General features: G+C 63.2%; 14 protein-coding genes. 5 read left to right on the forward strand and 9 right to left on the reverse strand.

The window, feature by feature from the left end; translation table 11 throughout:
* Nucleotides 1-6: 6 nt before the first annotated feature.
* Nucleotides 7-729: an NYN domain-containing protein gene (locus AB3N21_RS07995; protein WP_367934734.1), complete on the reverse strand. Its 723-nt coding sequence runs from the start codon at nucleotides 727-729 to the stop codon at nucleotides 7-9.
* Nucleotides 730-789: 60 nt separating this feature from the next.
* Nucleotides 790-1,902 (reverse strand): S-(hydroxymethyl)glutathione dehydrogenase/class III alcohol dehydrogenase, encoded by a 1,113-nt coding sequence (locus AB3N21_RS08000; RefSeq protein WP_367934735.1) that lies wholly within the window; start codon nucleotides 1,900-1,902, stop codon nucleotides 790-792.
* Between the two features lie 130 nt (nucleotides 1,903-2,032).
* Between AB3N21_RS08000 and AB3N21_RS08005 the strand changes: the two genes are divergently transcribed.
* Both AB3N21_RS08005 and AB3N21_RS08010 read left to right on the forward strand, forming a co-directional pair.
* Complete coding sequence (locus AB3N21_RS08005) at nucleotides 2,033-2,320, forward strand: I78 family peptidase inhibitor (RefSeq protein ID WP_367934736.1); 288 nt, start codon at nucleotides 2,033-2,035, stop codon at nucleotides 2,318-2,320.
* A gap of 104 nt (nucleotides 2,321-2,424) precedes the next feature.
* The gene (locus AB3N21_RS08010; protein WP_367934737.1) at nucleotides 2,425-4,077 is read left to right on the forward strand and encodes a DNA polymerase Y family protein; all 1,653 of its coding nucleotides are present in this window, start codon (nucleotides 2,425-2,427) and stop codon (nucleotides 4,075-4,077) included.
* Nucleotides 4,078-4,189: 112 nt separating this feature from the next.
* Here the strand turns inward: AB3N21_RS08010 and AB3N21_RS08015 are convergent, their stop codons facing one another.
* Nucleotides 4,190-4,867: a DUF3800 domain-containing protein gene (locus AB3N21_RS08015; protein WP_367934738.1), complete on the reverse strand. Its 678-nt coding sequence runs from the start codon at nucleotides 4,865-4,867 to the stop codon at nucleotides 4,190-4,192.
* Between the two features lie 186 nt (nucleotides 4,868-5,053).
* Between AB3N21_RS08015 and AB3N21_RS08020 the strand changes: the two genes are divergently transcribed.
* Nucleotides 5,054-5,404, forward strand: coding sequence for a DUF2794 domain-containing protein (locus AB3N21_RS08020; protein ID WP_367934739.1), 351 nt, complete (start codon nucleotides 5,054-5,056; stop codon nucleotides 5,402-5,404).
* Here the strand turns inward: AB3N21_RS08020 and AB3N21_RS08025 are convergent.
* From AB3N21_RS08025 to AB3N21_RS08035, 3 genes are all read right to left on the reverse strand, one after another.
* Complete coding sequence (locus AB3N21_RS08025) at nucleotides 5,401-6,138, reverse strand: C40 family peptidase (RefSeq protein WP_367934740.1); 738 nt, start codon at nucleotides 6,136-6,138, stop codon at nucleotides 5,401-5,403. The genes AB3N21_RS08020 and AB3N21_RS08025 overlap by 4 nt on opposite strands.
* The gene (locus AB3N21_RS08030; protein WP_367934741.1) at nucleotides 6,135-7,514 is read right to left on the reverse strand and encodes a M17 family metallopeptidase; all 1,380 of its coding nucleotides are present in this window, start codon (nucleotides 7,512-7,514) and stop codon (nucleotides 6,135-6,137) included. The genes AB3N21_RS08025 and AB3N21_RS08030 overlap by 4 nt, the downstream gene beginning before the upstream one ends.
* 64 nt (nucleotides 7,515-7,578) lie before the next feature.
* A complete protein-coding gene (locus AB3N21_RS08035; protein WP_367935068.1) occupies nucleotides 7,579-7,968 on the reverse strand; it encodes a hypothetical protein in 390 nt (129 codons plus the stop codon).
* Between the two features lie 149 nt (nucleotides 7,969-8,117).
* Between AB3N21_RS08035 and AB3N21_RS08040 the strand changes: the two genes are divergently transcribed.
* Nucleotides 8,118-8,768 (forward strand): carbonic anhydrase, encoded by a 651-nt coding sequence (locus AB3N21_RS08040; RefSeq protein WP_171179035.1) that lies wholly within the window; start codon nucleotides 8,118-8,120, stop codon nucleotides 8,766-8,768.
* A 112-nt stretch (nucleotides 8,769-8,880) separates the two neighbouring features.
* The gene (locus AB3N21_RS08045) at nucleotides 8,881-9,417 is read left to right on the forward strand and encodes an SRPBCC family protein (RefSeq protein ID WP_367934742.1); all 537 of its coding nucleotides are present in this window, start codon (nucleotides 8,881-8,883) and stop codon (nucleotides 9,415-9,417) included.
* A gap of 114 nt (nucleotides 9,418-9,531) precedes the next feature.
* Here AB3N21_RS08045 and AB3N21_RS08050 read toward each other — a convergent pair whose 3' ends face one another.
* The 3 genes from AB3N21_RS08050 to AB3N21_RS08060 form a co-directional block, all read right to left on the reverse strand.
* On the reverse strand, nucleotides 9,532-11,166 hold the full coding sequence (locus AB3N21_RS08050; protein WP_367934743.1) for a DUF4139 domain-containing protein: 1,635 nt from the start codon (nucleotides 11,164-11,166) through the stop codon (nucleotides 9,532-9,534).
* Between the two features lie 171 nt (nucleotides 11,167-11,337).
* The gene (locus AB3N21_RS08055; protein ID WP_367934744.1) at nucleotides 11,338-12,360 is read right to left on the reverse strand and encodes an aspartate-semialdehyde dehydrogenase; all 1,023 of its coding nucleotides are present in this window, start codon (nucleotides 12,358-12,360) and stop codon (nucleotides 11,338-11,340) included.
* A gap of 114 nt (nucleotides 12,361-12,474) precedes the next feature.
* Nucleotides 12,475-13,509: a glycosyltransferase family 4 protein gene (locus AB3N21_RS08060; protein WP_367934745.1), complete on the reverse strand. Its 1,035-nt coding sequence runs from the start codon at nucleotides 13,507-13,509 to the stop codon at nucleotides 12,475-12,477.
* Between the last annotated feature and the right edge of the window lie 19 nt (nucleotides 13,510-13,528).

Consider the following 13,528-nt stretch of genomic DNA (forward strand, 5'->3'; position numbering starts at 1 on the left):
GCTTGGTCAGCCGGGCACATTTCGAATTCTGAAATCCGCACCCTGACCTTGTTCCTCGAAACGGCCAATGGCCCTCACCAGTTCACTAAGGCGTTTGAAGCCATATGTGCGCGAGTCGAAATCCGGGTAACGTTTCACAAGCTCGCTGCCGACAAATGCCAAAGTAGCCCAACCATCAATGTCATTTGTGTCCGACAGGACGTTGTTGATGAGTTGATACGGCTTGTTCAGATCGACATTCTTCGGCTTGGCGTCAACGTCCCCTTTTCTATTGTCTTCACGTGCGTCACCCTCAAGGTTTTCAACGTAGATGAACCGCTTACAGGCCGCCACGAACGCCGCGGGCGTCTTGCGCATTCCAATTCCAAAAACGTCGAGCCCCTGTTCCCGAATTCGGCTTGCCAGACGGGTGAAGTCGCTGTCGGATGAGATTAGTACAAAACCCTCGAAACGACCGGAATGCAGTATGTCCATCGCGTCGATAACCAAAGCGATGTCGCTTGCGTTCTTGCCGGTCGTGTTTGCGAATTGCTGATGCGGTACGATTGCCAGATTGGCCAGCGTGTCTTTGTCCCATCCTTGCGGGGATCCACTAGAAAAATCGCCATAGATGCGCCGGATGCTGGCCTCGCCGAGTGAAGCGACTTCGTCGAAGATCGCCCCGGCATATTTGGCCGAGATGTTGTCGGCATCAATAAGGACAGCGAGGCGAGGAGAAGTCGTGGGCATGACAGAATTTGTTTTGAATTAAGAAGGGCCGCTGAATTGCGGCCCTTGAGAGATTTTGTATCAGTAGATTACTACACTCCGGATACTCTCGCCCGCGTGCATCAGGTGAAAGCCCTTGTTGATGTCGTCCAGACCCATGGTGTGGGTGATCATCGGGTCGATCTCGATCTTCCCTTCCATGTACCAGTCCACGATCTTGGGCACATCCGTCCGCCCCCGCGCACCGCCGAAGGCGGTGCCGCGCCAGGACCGGCCGGTGACCAGTTGGAACGGACGGGTCGAGATCTCGGCCCCCGCGGGCGCCACACCGATGATGATGGACTCACCCCAACCCTTATGTGCCGATTCCAGCGCCGCGCGCATCACGCCGACATTGCCGGTGGCGTCAAAGGTATAGTCTGCGCCGCCCTTGGTCAGGTCCACCAGATAAGGCACCAAATCGCCCTCAACCTCGCCGGGGTTGACGAAATCGGTCATGCCGAATTTCGTGGCCATTTCCACCTTGGCGGGGTTCAGGTCGACACCGACGATCTGATCGGCGCCCGCCAGTCTCAGGCCCTGAATCACATTCAGACCGATGCCGCCCAGACCGAACACGATGGCACGTGAACCAATCTCGACCTTCGCCGTGTTGATCACCGCACCGATGCCGGTGGTCACGCCGCAACCGATATAGCAGATCTTGTCGAACGGCGCGTCCTCGCGCACCTTGGCCAGCGCGATCTCGGGCAGAACCGTGTGGTTTGAGAAGGTCGAGCAGCCCATGTAATGCAGGATCGGATCGCCATCCAGCGTCGAAAAGCGCGAGGTGCCATCGGGCATCAGGCCCTGGCCCTGCGTCGAACGGATCGCCTGGCACAGGTTGGTCTTGGGATGCAGACAGTATTCACACTCGCGGCATTCCGGCGTGTAAAGCGGGATCACGTGATCGCCCGGCTTCAAGCTGGTCACGCCCGGGCCGACCTCAACCACCACGCCCGCGCCCTCATGGCCGAGGATGGCGGGGAACAGCCCCTCGGGGTCGGCACCCGATAGGGTGAACTCATCGGTGTGGCAGATACCGGTGGCCTTGATCTCGACCAGAACCTCGCCCGCCTTGGGGCCTTCGAGGTTAACATCCATCACTTCCAAGGGCTTGCCCGCCTCAAGGGCAACGGCGGCACGGGTACGCATGGTGTTATCTCTCCCTGTCAACTTCGCTCGACCCTGCGTCAAATACAGGGTGTTTTCAACTCCCGTTTCATGACAGGCTGCCGGAAAAGACGACCTTCCGGAACCGACATCACCGGAGAGAGGAGCGCCAATGCACCGTTTTGTTCTGATCCTGCCGCTGCTGGCCGCCTGCACCGAAACCGGCGCGCCGGTGGACCTCACGGCAGAGCCCGAAGCCGCGCCGGTCGATCTGGCCTTCTGCGAAGGTGAGCCGTTCGTGGATGCCATCGGCCAGCCGGTGTCGACGATCCAGGCCACGCTGCCCACCCGGTCCCGCGTGCTCGGCCCCAATGACATCGCCACGCAGGATTACCGCATCGACCGGCTGAACGTCTTCGTCAACGGGGCCGGGGTGATTCAGCGCCTGACCTGCGGCTAAGCCCTTTTTCATATCGATAGCGACACCACCCGAGCCCGGAGCGGGACTCGACTCTGCAGGCGATTCCCGGATAAGAACAAAATAAGAACATTTGTTGCCTGCCCATGCCCAGACGCCGTATCCTCTCCCTCTGGTTTCCCCGCCTCGGTGCGGAACGGCTGATGCGCGCCGCGCGCGGCCTGCAGACCGGCCCGCTGGCCGTGGTGGCGGAACAATCCAACATGCAGGTCATCTCGGCGATGAATGCCGAGGCCGAGACCGCCGGTCTGCGCATCGGCCAGCCGGTGCGCGATGCCCACGCCATGTGCGCGGCGCTGATCACGCGGGCCCGCAACGCCCCGGCCGAGGCCAGCTTTCTCACCGCGATCCGGCGCTGGGCGGGCAAGTTCAGCCCCTGGGTGGCCGAAGAACTGCCGGACGGGTTGGTCATCGATCTGTCGGGCTGCGCCCATCTCTTCGGCGGGGAGGAGACACTGCTGAGCGTGGTCGAACAGGACTGCGCCGACATGGGGCTCAGCGTGCAGATGGGCATCGCCGACACGCTGGGCGCGGCCTGGGCGCTGGCGCGCTATGCGGGGCAAGAGGCCACATCGGACCGCAACGGCGACGCGATTTCGCAAGAGGCCCGCGCCACCCGCGCCCGGGCGGGCAAGCGGCGGCACTGGACCCGGGGCGGCGCGGCACCACAGGTGGTGGCGCTGGGCGGCGGCGCCCGGATCGCTCCGCCGGGCCAGACCTATGGCGCGCTCAGCCCGCTGCCGATTGCCGCCCTCCGGCTTGAGGATCACACAATGGCACAGCTCAACCGGCTGGGGCTGCGGCGGGTCGGCGACCTGCTGGGCCAGCCGCGTGCCGGGCTGGCCCGCCGCTTCGGGCGCGGGCTGGTGGCGCGGATGGATCAGGCCATGGGCAGCGCGCCCGAGCCGGTCTCGCCCGCCCGCCCGCCGCATCACTTCGCGGTGCGGATGACCCTGCCCAACCCGATCGGACTGGAGGAGGACGTGATGGCGGCAATCGACCGGATGCTGCCCACGCTCTGCACTCGGCTCGAGGACAAGGCGCGCGGCGTGCGCACCCTGCGGCTCGAGGCGCACCGCACCGATCAGGCCGCCGAGGTGGTCGAGGTCGGGCTGGCCCGTCCGTCCTTCGACAAATACCGCATTCGCCCCTTGTTAGAGATGAAAATCGACCAGATCGACGCCGGTTATGGTATCGACATGCTGCGGCTTGAGGCAGTGCAGACCGAGCCGGTCCATGCCCGCACCCTGACCGGCCATGCCGAGGCCAGCCGCGCCGTGCGCGACCGGCTGGCGGGCAACACCGCCGTCGATGACCTGATCGGCAAGCTGGGCGCGCGGGTGGGGCTCGAGGCGATCACCCGCCGCCACCCGGCCGCGTCCCACATCCCCGAGAAAACCGCGCAGACCCTGGCCGCCGCCTGGTCCGAGCCCGCCCGCGACTGGCCCGCCCCATCGCGTCCCCGTCCCCTGCTTCTGTGGCAGCCGGAACCGGTGACCGCACCGGACACATCCGCCGTGCCGCAGGCGTTCCGCTGGCGCGGACGCGACTGGCGGCTGGCACAGGCCTCGGGCCCCGAACGCATCGCGCCGGAATGGTGGCTGGACGATCCCAACTGGCGCAGCGGCGTGCGCGACTACTGGGTGGTGGTGACCGAGCAGGGCGACCGGTTGTGGCTGTTCTACGGCCATGGCGGCACGATGTCCTCGGGCTGGTTCTGTCAGGGGAGTTTCGGGTAAGCGTAGTCTTAGCTTGAAATTTACAGTATCGAGGTTATCTTGGCGTCAAAGGTTCCCTCCCGATGATAAGAACCCAAGGGGTTCTCCGAATGGTAGTCGGGGGGGTCAAATTTCAATAATAGTGTCGGGTACCACGCTGGAAGATGTCGAACTCACTGCGGATGAGTTGGCGAATTTTGTCATACGCTTCAGTATCGCCTCGCTCCCATTTCCGGAAAATGGCCCAGTTCAGATAATCCGCGATTTGCAGCCCGTAATGAGCTTTTGACGCGTGATGCATCAGCCGATACGGGGTTGCGGATTGCAACATCTCGGCCAAAACCGTCTTCAAGGCCTTCTCAATTGCCCGGCGCTTCCTGTTAACCGGAATCGCGTCGGTAATAATCACCAGTTCTCCAAAGCCATCGGGCGTATTCTGCATTACGTACCGCAGAAGGTATCCCAGCATCCTTGGATAAAATTGTTCAGGAGCCTGCAGGGCAGGGCCAGTTTTTGATTTCTCCACAACGACCGCGTCTACAGACTTCTCGGCAACATGCCCGGCCAGAAGCCCAAACATCTTCCGCTTGATGTACTGATTGTCCTCAGCGCAGTGAAAGTACTCCAGATCAATACGCGGCTTTTTGCGAAACTCGATCAGATCGTACTTGAATGAGTCCAAAGCGGTATGAAGCGCGAATGGACGACGCATACTCACACAGACCAGCGTAAAGTACTTTGAGCCACTCTGCGAAAAGTCAAAGTTCCCTCCCTCATCCAGAAATATATAAAGCGTTGGAAGGTCGCTCAATTTTACCTCGTGTCCACTTGTCTTGCCTCAACTTTAGGTTGCTCTGCGACCCTAGCCAAACAGCCGAGCTGAAAAAAGCGCAAAACAGGGCTATCCAGGAAACTGCAGTGATCGCGCCGCCTCAACTGCCAGCGATTTGCGCGCTGCAGGCTTGATTTGATGAAAAAAACTGGCAAGGCTTGCGGCATGAATATGCAGCCTCCCAGCCCGTTTGGTACGGGCCCGGCCCAGATGCAGGTCGCGTTCGACCGGCGCGAGTTGTCCCTTATCCTCTCTGTCTATGGCCGGATGGTGGCTTTGGGAGAGTGGCGGGATTACGGCATTTCCAGCCTGCGCGACACAGCCGTCTTCTCAATCTTCCGCCGCACCGCCGAACATCCCATCTACCGCGTGGAAAAACACCCCCGCCTGCGTCAGCGGCAGGGCATGTACTCGGTCGTCGGCATGGACGGGCGCATCCTCAAGCGCGGACAGGACCTACGCACGGTCCTGCGGGTGCTGGAACGCAAGCTGATCCGGGCAGTCGACCCGGATTAGAGCCGCTTATGCGCGGTCACCGGCCCGTCGCCCTGCGCCAAAATGCGCGGGATGGCCTCGGCAATCGGCTCATATTGCACCGCCATGTGATGCGCGTTGGCATGCAGCAGTGTGTCCGCGTCGGCAACCCAGGCCACGTGCCCTTTCCAGAACATCAAGTCACCCCGTTGCGGCGCCGTGCCCTCGGGCAGCGCCGTGCCCAAAGCACGCTCCTGAGCACCGCTGTCACCGGGGCACTCCCGCCCACAGGCCAGCAGCGCCGCCTGCACCAGGCCCGAACAATCCAGCCCGAACCGGCTGTTGCCGCCCCACAGGTACGGCGTGCCCAGAAACAGCGCCGCCACCGCCACCGGGTCGGACAGAACCGTGCCCTCGGGCCCCAGATGCACCTTGGGAATGAAACCAAGATTGGTCTCGATGAAACCTCCGGTCTCGGACAGCGCCGCCACCCGGCTGCCGAAACTCAGCGACAGCCGGTCCGGGCTTTTCATATCCGCCTGCTCATAGGCATGGGTGGCAGCTGCACTGACCCAATGGGTCGCGGCCTGCTCAAGACCTAACAACTCGGACCGGAGCCAACCGGGATAGCCATCCTTGTCGGCCACCACACGGCTCCACCCATCGGCCTCATCCTCGACGCGCACCGTATCGCCATAGAGCAACTGCCGGTCCCGTGGCCCCTCCGGTGCGCGCAGCAGATCCACGACCGGGGCGGTGACGCGCCGCGTGCTCATAGCCCCAGCAGTTCCGGCAGCGCCGCCAGCAAGGCGCGTGGTCCCTGACCCAACCCGCCCTTGGTTCGGCCCGGCTCCTTGCTCCGCTGCCAGGCATAGATGTCGAAATGCACATACCGGCTCTCGGTCACGAATCGGCGCAGGAACAGCGCGGCGGTGATCGACCCCGCAAACCCGCCCGAGGGCGCATTGTCGAGATCGGCAATCCCCGGCTCGATCAGCGCCTCGTAAGGCTCGTGAAACGGCATCCGCCAGACCGGATCGGCCGCCTGTGCCGCCGCCTGCGCCAAGGCCGAAGCCGCCGCATCGTCATCGGTGTAGAACGGCGCCAGATCCGGCCCCACCGCCACCCGCGCCGCCCCGGTCAGCGTCGCCATCGAGATCACCAGATCCGGCGCGCCCTCATCCGCCAGCGCCAGCGCATCGGCCAGCACCAGCCGCCCCTCGGCATCGGTATTGTTGATCTCGACCGTCAGCCCCTTGCGCGAGGTCAGGATGTCGCCGGGCCGGAACGCGTTGCCCGCAACCGAATTCTCGACCGCCGGGATCAGCACCCGCAATTGCAGCGGCAGCTCCAACGCCATGATCATCCGTGCCAGCCCCAGCACATTGGCCGCCCCGCCCATGTCCTTCTTCATCAGCCCCATTGCGGAGGCCGGTTTCAGGTCCAGCCCGCCGGTGTCGAAACAGACCCCCTTGCCCACCAGCGTCAACCTGGGGCCGGATGTACCCCAATTCATCTCAATCAGACGCGGCGCCTGTTCGGCAGCGCGGCCCACCGTGTGGATCATGGGAAAGTTCTGCGCCAGCACCGCATCACCGGTGATCGTCTCGCACGTAGCTCCAAACTCACCGGCCAGCCCTTCGGCAGCCGCCTGCAGCGCCTCCGGCCCCATATCCGAGGCTGGCGTGTTCACCAGATCGCGGATCAGCGCCTCGGCATTCACCTGAGCCTCGATCCGGGCAGCATCCACACTGTCAGGCGCGATCAGCCGCGCCTTGGCAGGCGACTGTTTCTTGTACCGGTCGAACGCATAACCACCGATCAGCCATCCGAAACACTCGGTCGGCAGGGGGTCATCGCCAACCCCAGACGCGATACGATACGCCCCCTCGGGCAGCTTCTCGGCGGCAGCAGCCAGAGGGAACCGCTTGCGCGCCCGCTTGGCCGCCGTGCCGTATCCGGCCAGCGCCATGCCGACGCCATCGGCGCCGGGAACCAGCAGAGCCTGCCCGATGGCGCCGGTAAACCCGTTCGCCTCGACCCAGGACCGGACAGCATCCGGCTGATCCGACAGCCAGCCCTCCAGCTCGGACTGTTCGATCACATGCAACGGAATGGCGCCATCGCTCGGCACGGCAAAGGACAGGGTCATGGGCGGCTCACCTCAATTCAGATGCAACCCAGACTAGCCTGCGAACCCGCGCCCGCAACCCCGCTCAGACCGAAAGATCCTGCAAATCCCAGACTGCCGTCAGCGAACGTTCGCCCACCCGGATCAGTCGGAACAGGGTGGCGCTGGTCGCAACCGGATCGCCACTGTCGACCGCCTCGGTCACGTCGCCCGCCACCCGGGCCAGCGCGGTCATGCCGATTTGCTCCGATATCGCGATCAGCGAGCGCGCGCTCTTGCGCAGGTCCAGCCAATCCTGCTGCCGCCACAACCGCTCGCAATTCGACAGGCGCACGGCCAGTTCCTCGATGGCCCGGCACACCACATCCTCGGCCCCGGCATCGCCGAGCTGAGAATAAAGCCCGCTCAGACGTTCGGGATCCAGACGCACGGATTCGTTCTGTACGAGTGTGATAACTTTATCCACCACGTTCACCCCAATAGTCACGTACCCCCACGGCACGGACAGCATCCTGCGGCCACAGTAGTTTGCAAAAGGTTGTCGCAGGACCGGATAATGTCTCGAATTTTTCTTCAATACCCACTAAATGACCGGACAGAACCGACAAACACAGGGACGATTAGATGGATTTTGCCCGACCTTTGCCGAGCTATCTGGTGAAACGCTACCATGGCTGGAAGGCCACGACCTATTCCGAAAATCAGGTCTGGTACCGACGTTTGGCCACCGAGGGGCAGCGCCCGCGCGCAATGGTGATCTCGTGCTGCGACAGCCGCGTGCATGTCACTTCCATCTTCGGTGCCGATCAGGGTGAGTTCTTCATTCACCGCAACATCGCCAATCTGGTGCCTCCTTACGCGCCCGACGGCGACCACCACGGCACCAGCGCCGCCATCGAATATGCGGTAACCGCGCTGAAGGTCGCGCACCTGATCGTGCTGGGCCATTCGCAATGCGGCGGCGTGCAAGGCTGTATCGACATGTGCAAGGGCAAGGCGCCGCAGCTTGAGGCCAAGGACAGCTTTGTCGGCCGCTGGATGGACATCCTGAAGCCCAAATACGATCTGGTCGCCGACGTGGAAGACAGCACCGAACAGGCGCGTCAGTTCGAAAAACAGGCGGTTGTGGCGTCGCTCGACAACCTGATGACCTTCCCTTTCATCGCCTCGGCGGTCGAGGAAGGGGCGCTCAGCCTGCATGGCCTCTGGACCGATATCGGCGAAGGCGGGCTGCAATGCTACGACCCGCAGACCGAGACATTCGTCGAGGTCTGAGGCGCAGGCAGCCCCAGCAAGGAATTGCCAAAGGGTGCGGAACAGGGCTCTGTCCGCGCCCTTTTTCTGTTATGATCACGGCAGGTTAACCCAATTTGGATTGGAGCAGGAAATGCGATTGATCAAACGAATTCTGACGGTTCTGGTGGTGATCATCGTCGCCCTTGTCGTGATCGCCTATCTGCTGCCCGGCAAGGCCGTGGTGGCGCGCTCGATCACCATCGACGCCCCGCCCGAGGCGGTGTTTCCGCACGTGAACTCGATGCAGAAAACCGAAGGCTGGTCGCCCTGGCTGTCCCGCGATCCCCAGACGCAGTTGACCTATACCGGCGCCGAGGCGGGCGTCGGCAACAAGCTGCAATGGGCGTCCGAGCATCCGCAGGTCGGATCGGGCACGCAGGAGATCATCGAGAGCGTCGAGAACCAATCGGTCAAGACCGCGCTCGATTTCGGTGACATGGGCACGGCCACGGCCCAGTTCACGCTGACCCCGGCCGGAGGGGGGACCGAGGTCACATGGGGGTTCGAGACTGAGCTCGGCCTGAACCCCGCCATGCGCTGGATGGGCCTGATGATGGATAGCTGGGTCGGCGCCGATTACGAGGCCGGGCTGGCCAACCTCAAACAGCTAGTCGAAGCGCAGAGCTGATTAGAGCGGGTCGCGTTTGCTCGGAGTTGTGAACCCGAAGGCAGCGGCGAGGCAGCGTTTGCAAAGCATAACGCGTTCGCCGATGCTGTAGGGTGCGATGCAACGCTACCCGCTCTAGCGCAGCTCCATCCCTTCGGGCCAGCCCAGCGTGGTGTCCAGCCGGATGGTCTCGGTCTGGCCCGGGGACAGCTCCATCTCCCACGCCAGAATGCCGCGCTGCTTGTCGACATTCTCCTCGTTCGGACGGGGCGAGGCGCTCCAGTCGATCTCCAGATCGTCCTGCTCGGAATAGGGCACCCGGTCCAGCAGCCGCAGGGGCCAGCTTTGCGCGGTTAGGTTCTCGATCAGGATCTCGACCCGCTCCACCTGTTGGTTCGAACTGGTGATGATGCCGGTATCGCCGCTGCTGCGGTTGAGGACATCACGCTTGATCGCCAGCCCGTGCAGCGGCCCGAACCCCATCTCGACCTCTTCGCCCTGACGGATCATCGGCGCGTATCCGGCGGCCACGAAGACACCGTCCACATACCATTTGGACAGGCTGGATTCGAGCAGCGTCTGACCGGACTCGTTGGTGAATCGCGCCGTGCGGAACGCGGTTCGGTCCTGCAAGGGCACCGCCAGCGCAAACACCTCGGCGCCTTGCGTTAGCGTGTCGATGCGCATCTCCATGAATTCCGCGCCCGAGGCCAGCGACACCGGGTTGGGCAACGTGAAGGTCACCCCGGTCCCTTCGACTGCGGACGTCACCGGCACGGCGCGGGGGGCTTCTTCCAAAACCATATCGGCCTCGGCGGACGGCTGCGCCATCGAAAACACCGCCCCTTCCGTGCTCAGTTTCCGCGCCCTCGGCTCAAAGATCATGCGGCGCCAGGGCACGAGGTACGAGGCGCTGTTTTCCCCGGTCGGCTGTAAGGTGGAAAGGTGCAGCGTCACGTCTTCCCAGTTTTCGCCGGTGTTCTGGCTCAGAACCGCGCTGCGGGCGATGGCAATCTCGGGCGCCTCGCCGGTCTTCAGGTCGAACTCATAGACCGGCGCCCATTCGCCGCCGCCGATGACAAGGTAGTCGATGGAAACCGAGCCCTGAACCGCCTCCGCCGCGCTGATGTCGACAGCGGCGAACAGCCGGGATTCATCCTCCAGCGCAATGGCGCGAAAATCCGCCTCAGCCGCCTGCAACTCCTCTTGCAACGCCTCCAGCCGCAATTCGATCTCACCGGCCTCAATCTCGGCGGTCTGCGCGGCCTCTCCGGCGCTCAGCGCTTCTTCTCCGATCATCCGGGCAATATCGCGCAGCCCATCGCTGCCGGCCTCGGCCAGCCCTTCATTGTCGCCCAGCTTGCCCAGAAACGCGATCGTCTGCGCGGCGGCCTCGGCCTTCAGGCGGGCACGGGCGGCTTCGGCCTCAACCGCCTCGATCCGGTGCTCGATCTCGGTGATCCGATCCTCAGCAGCCCGCACCTCGTCGCGTTTGTAATCATACCAGGGCACGTTATCTGTCCGCACCACCAGCGCGTTCTGTGCCGCCCCCTCAAGCTGGATATCCAGCGTTTCAAGGATCGAGTCCGAGGCGGGAATGCCCAGCAGAACCAGCCGGTGATCCCCGGCGGGCACCGCGAACTGCGCCCATCGCGTGACCGCGGCACTTTGCGGATAGAGCGTCACCTCGGAAACCTGCGTTTCCACCGGAAAGGTGTCGGCCAGGGCAAGGGACGGGATCAGGGCAAAAAGAGAAATGAGATAGCGCATGACAGCTCGCTTCGATGCAGGAAATAACTGCAGCAAGCGTCGCAAGGCACCGACGGCTTGGCAAGCACGTTCCGGGCCCACGCAAGGGGGAAATTTGTGGCCAAAACGGCCATTGCCGCACGAAAAAGGCCGCCCTGTTCGGGGCGGCCTCAGTCGAAAACGCTACCTTTCTCAGCCCTTTTTAAGGACTTCCCGACCCAACAGCTCGGCAATCTGCACCGCGTTCAGCGCCGCACCCTTGCGCAGGTTGTCGCTGACGCACCACAGGTTCAGACCGTTCTCGATGGTCGAATCCTGACGGATACGGCTGATGAAGGTGGCGAAATCGCCCACGCATTCCACCGGCGTGACATAGCCACCGGCCTCGCGCTTGTCGATCACCATGACACCCGGCGCCTCGCGCAGGATATCGCGGGCCTCATCCTCGTCCAGAAACTCCTCGAACTCGATGTTCACGGCCTCGGAATGGCCAACGAAGACCGGCACCCGCACGCAGGTCGCGGTGACCTTGATCGCGGGGTCCACGATCTTCTTGGTCTCGGCGACCATCTTCCATTCTTCCTTGGTCGAGCCGTCCTCCATGAAGACGTCGATATGCGGAATGACGTTAAAGGCGATCTGCTTCTGGAACTTCTTCGGCTCAACCTCGTTGATCGGGTTGTAGACGGCCTTGGTCTGATCCCACAGCTCGTCCATGCCTTCCTTGCCCGCGCCCGAAACCGACTGATAGGTCGAGACAACGACTCGTTTGATCGTGGCGCGGTCATGCAGCGGCTTCAGCGCCACCACCATCTGCGCGGTCGAGCAGTTGGGATTGGCGATGATGTTCTTCTTGGAATAGCCGTGGACCGCCTGCGGGTTGCACTCGGGCACGATCAGCGGAACGTCCGGGTCGTAGCGGTAGAGCGACGAGTTGTCGATCACCACACAGCCCGCCGCCGCCGCCTTGGGCGCATAATCCTTGGTCGCCGCCGAGCCCACGGCAAACAGCGCCATGTCCCAGCCGGTGAAATCGAAGGTGTCCAGGTCCTGGGTTGTCAGTGTCTTGTCGCCAAAGCTGACCTCGGTGCCCAGCGAACGGCGGCTTGCCAGGGCGGCAAGTTCGTCCACGGGGAACTGGCGCTCGGCCAGGATGTTCAGCATTTCGCGGCCCACGTTACCGGTGGCGCCGACGACAACGACGCGATAGCCCATGTTGTGTCTCCTGAATTAAGGACGCGCGTTCATAGCCGCCTTGTCCGAAAGAAAAAAGGGGCAAAGGGGGCGCATTTCCGGGTTTGACGACGATTTGAGCCGTGGCGCGGTGTCTCAGGCTTGATCCAGCAGCGCGCGGTAGACCTCGACCAGCGCTTTGGCCTCGCCTTCGATGTCGAAATGCTGTTCCACATGGGCGCGGGCGGCGCTGCCGGACTGCGCCAGAGAATCGCGGTCGCGCAGCATTTCGGTGGCAGCCTCGGTCAGCGCCGGGATGTCATCCAGCGGCACCACCCGGCCCAGCGACGGATCGGTCACGATCTCGGAAAACGCGCCCACATCGGTCGCCACCACCGGCACACCGCAGGCCATCGCCTCAAGCGGGGTCAGGCCGAACCCTTCCCACCGCTGCGGCGCGATGAACAGGTCGAGCACTTGATACCATTCGGCGATGCGGTCCACCGTGACCTCGGGCTTGAATAGGATACGCTCGGCCAGCCCGGCCTCAGTCACCCGTTCCTTGAGTTCAGCCAGATAGGCGGTGTGCTTCTCCGTGGCCCGTCCCATGACGATCCCCGCCACATCGTCGAAATCACGGCAGAGCGCGATCATCGCATCGACAAAAGCATCGGTGCCCTTCTGATGCCGGATGCGCCCGTAACAGCCCAACAACAGGCCGTCCGGCAAGCCGAGCTTTGCGCGCAGCGCGGCGCGATCCTCGGGTGGCGTGAAGTTCTCCAGGTTGATCCCGTGCATGATCACCCGCGCCTCGCAATCGAGATACCCGGCGGTCTTGCGCGAGGTGGCCACCACCGCGTCCATCTTGCCGATCAGCCATTTGGTGTAGCCAGTATGCGCCCGCTGCGAGGCGCTGGTGAACAGCAGTTTCAGCCGCATCCGAAACAGGCCGCGCAGGATCAGGCCCAGCAACATCTCGGTGTTGCGCCGCGCATGCCAGACCCGCATCTGCCCGCGCGGCAGGAACAGCACCTTGGACAGGGGAATATGCGGGATGTCCTTGGGCAGGCCCGGGCCAGTGGCGGCGATCCCGATCCACTGGCTTTGTAGCGGCACCAGCCGGGCAATGGTCGCGGTGACGCCGGACAACCTGCGTTTGAGATTGGGGGCGATGACACGCACGTCTTTCACGGGGCTCTCCTGGCGCGGG

It is taken from the genome of Ruegeria sp. (assembly GCF_040830605.1).
In the GTDB taxonomy this organism is placed as follows: Bacteria; Pseudomonadota; Alphaproteobacteria; order Rhodobacterales; family Rhodobacteraceae; genus Ruegeria.

Coding starts and splice junctions, on each gene's coding strand:
- AB3N21_RS08040 (WP_171179035.1), top strand. CDS start 8,118: ATGGATTTTGCCCGACCTTTGCCGAGCTATCTGGTGAAACGCTACCAT.
- AB3N21_RS08050 (WP_367934743.1), bottom strand. CDS start 11,166: ATGCGCTATCTCATTTCTCTTTTTGCCCTGATCCCGTCCCTTGCCCTG.
- AB3N21_RS08010 (WP_367934737.1), top strand. CDS start 2,425: ATGCCCAGACGCCGTATCCTCTCCCTCTGGTTTCCCCGCCTCGGTGCG.
- AB3N21_RS07995 (WP_367934734.1), bottom strand. CDS start 729: ATGCCCACGACTTCTCCTCGCCTCGCTGTCCTTATTGATGCCGACAAC.
- AB3N21_RS08025 (WP_367934740.1), bottom strand. CDS start 6,138: ATGAGCACGCGGCGCGTCACCGCCCCGGTCGTGGATCTGCTGCGCGCA.
- AB3N21_RS08000 (WP_367934735.1), bottom strand. CDS start 1,902: ATGCGTACCCGTGCCGCCGTTGCCCTTGAGGCGGGCAAGCCCTTGGAA.
- AB3N21_RS08005 (WP_367934736.1), top strand. CDS start 2,033: ATGCACCGTTTTGTTCTGATCCTGCCGCTGCTGGCCGCCTGCACCGAA.
- AB3N21_RS08030 (WP_367934741.1), bottom strand. CDS start 7,514: ATGACCCTGTCCTTTGCCGTGCCGAGCGATGGCGCCATTCCGTTGCAT.
- AB3N21_RS08020 (WP_367934739.1), top strand. CDS start 5,054: ATGAATATGCAGCCTCCCAGCCCGTTTGGTACGGGCCCGGCCCAGATG.
- AB3N21_RS08055 (WP_367934744.1), bottom strand. CDS start 12,360: ATGGGCTATCGCGTCGTTGTCGTCGGCGCCACCGGTAACGTGGGCCGC.
- AB3N21_RS08045 (WP_367934742.1), top strand. CDS start 8,881: ATGCGATTGATCAAACGAATTCTGACGGTTCTGGTGGTGATCATCGTC.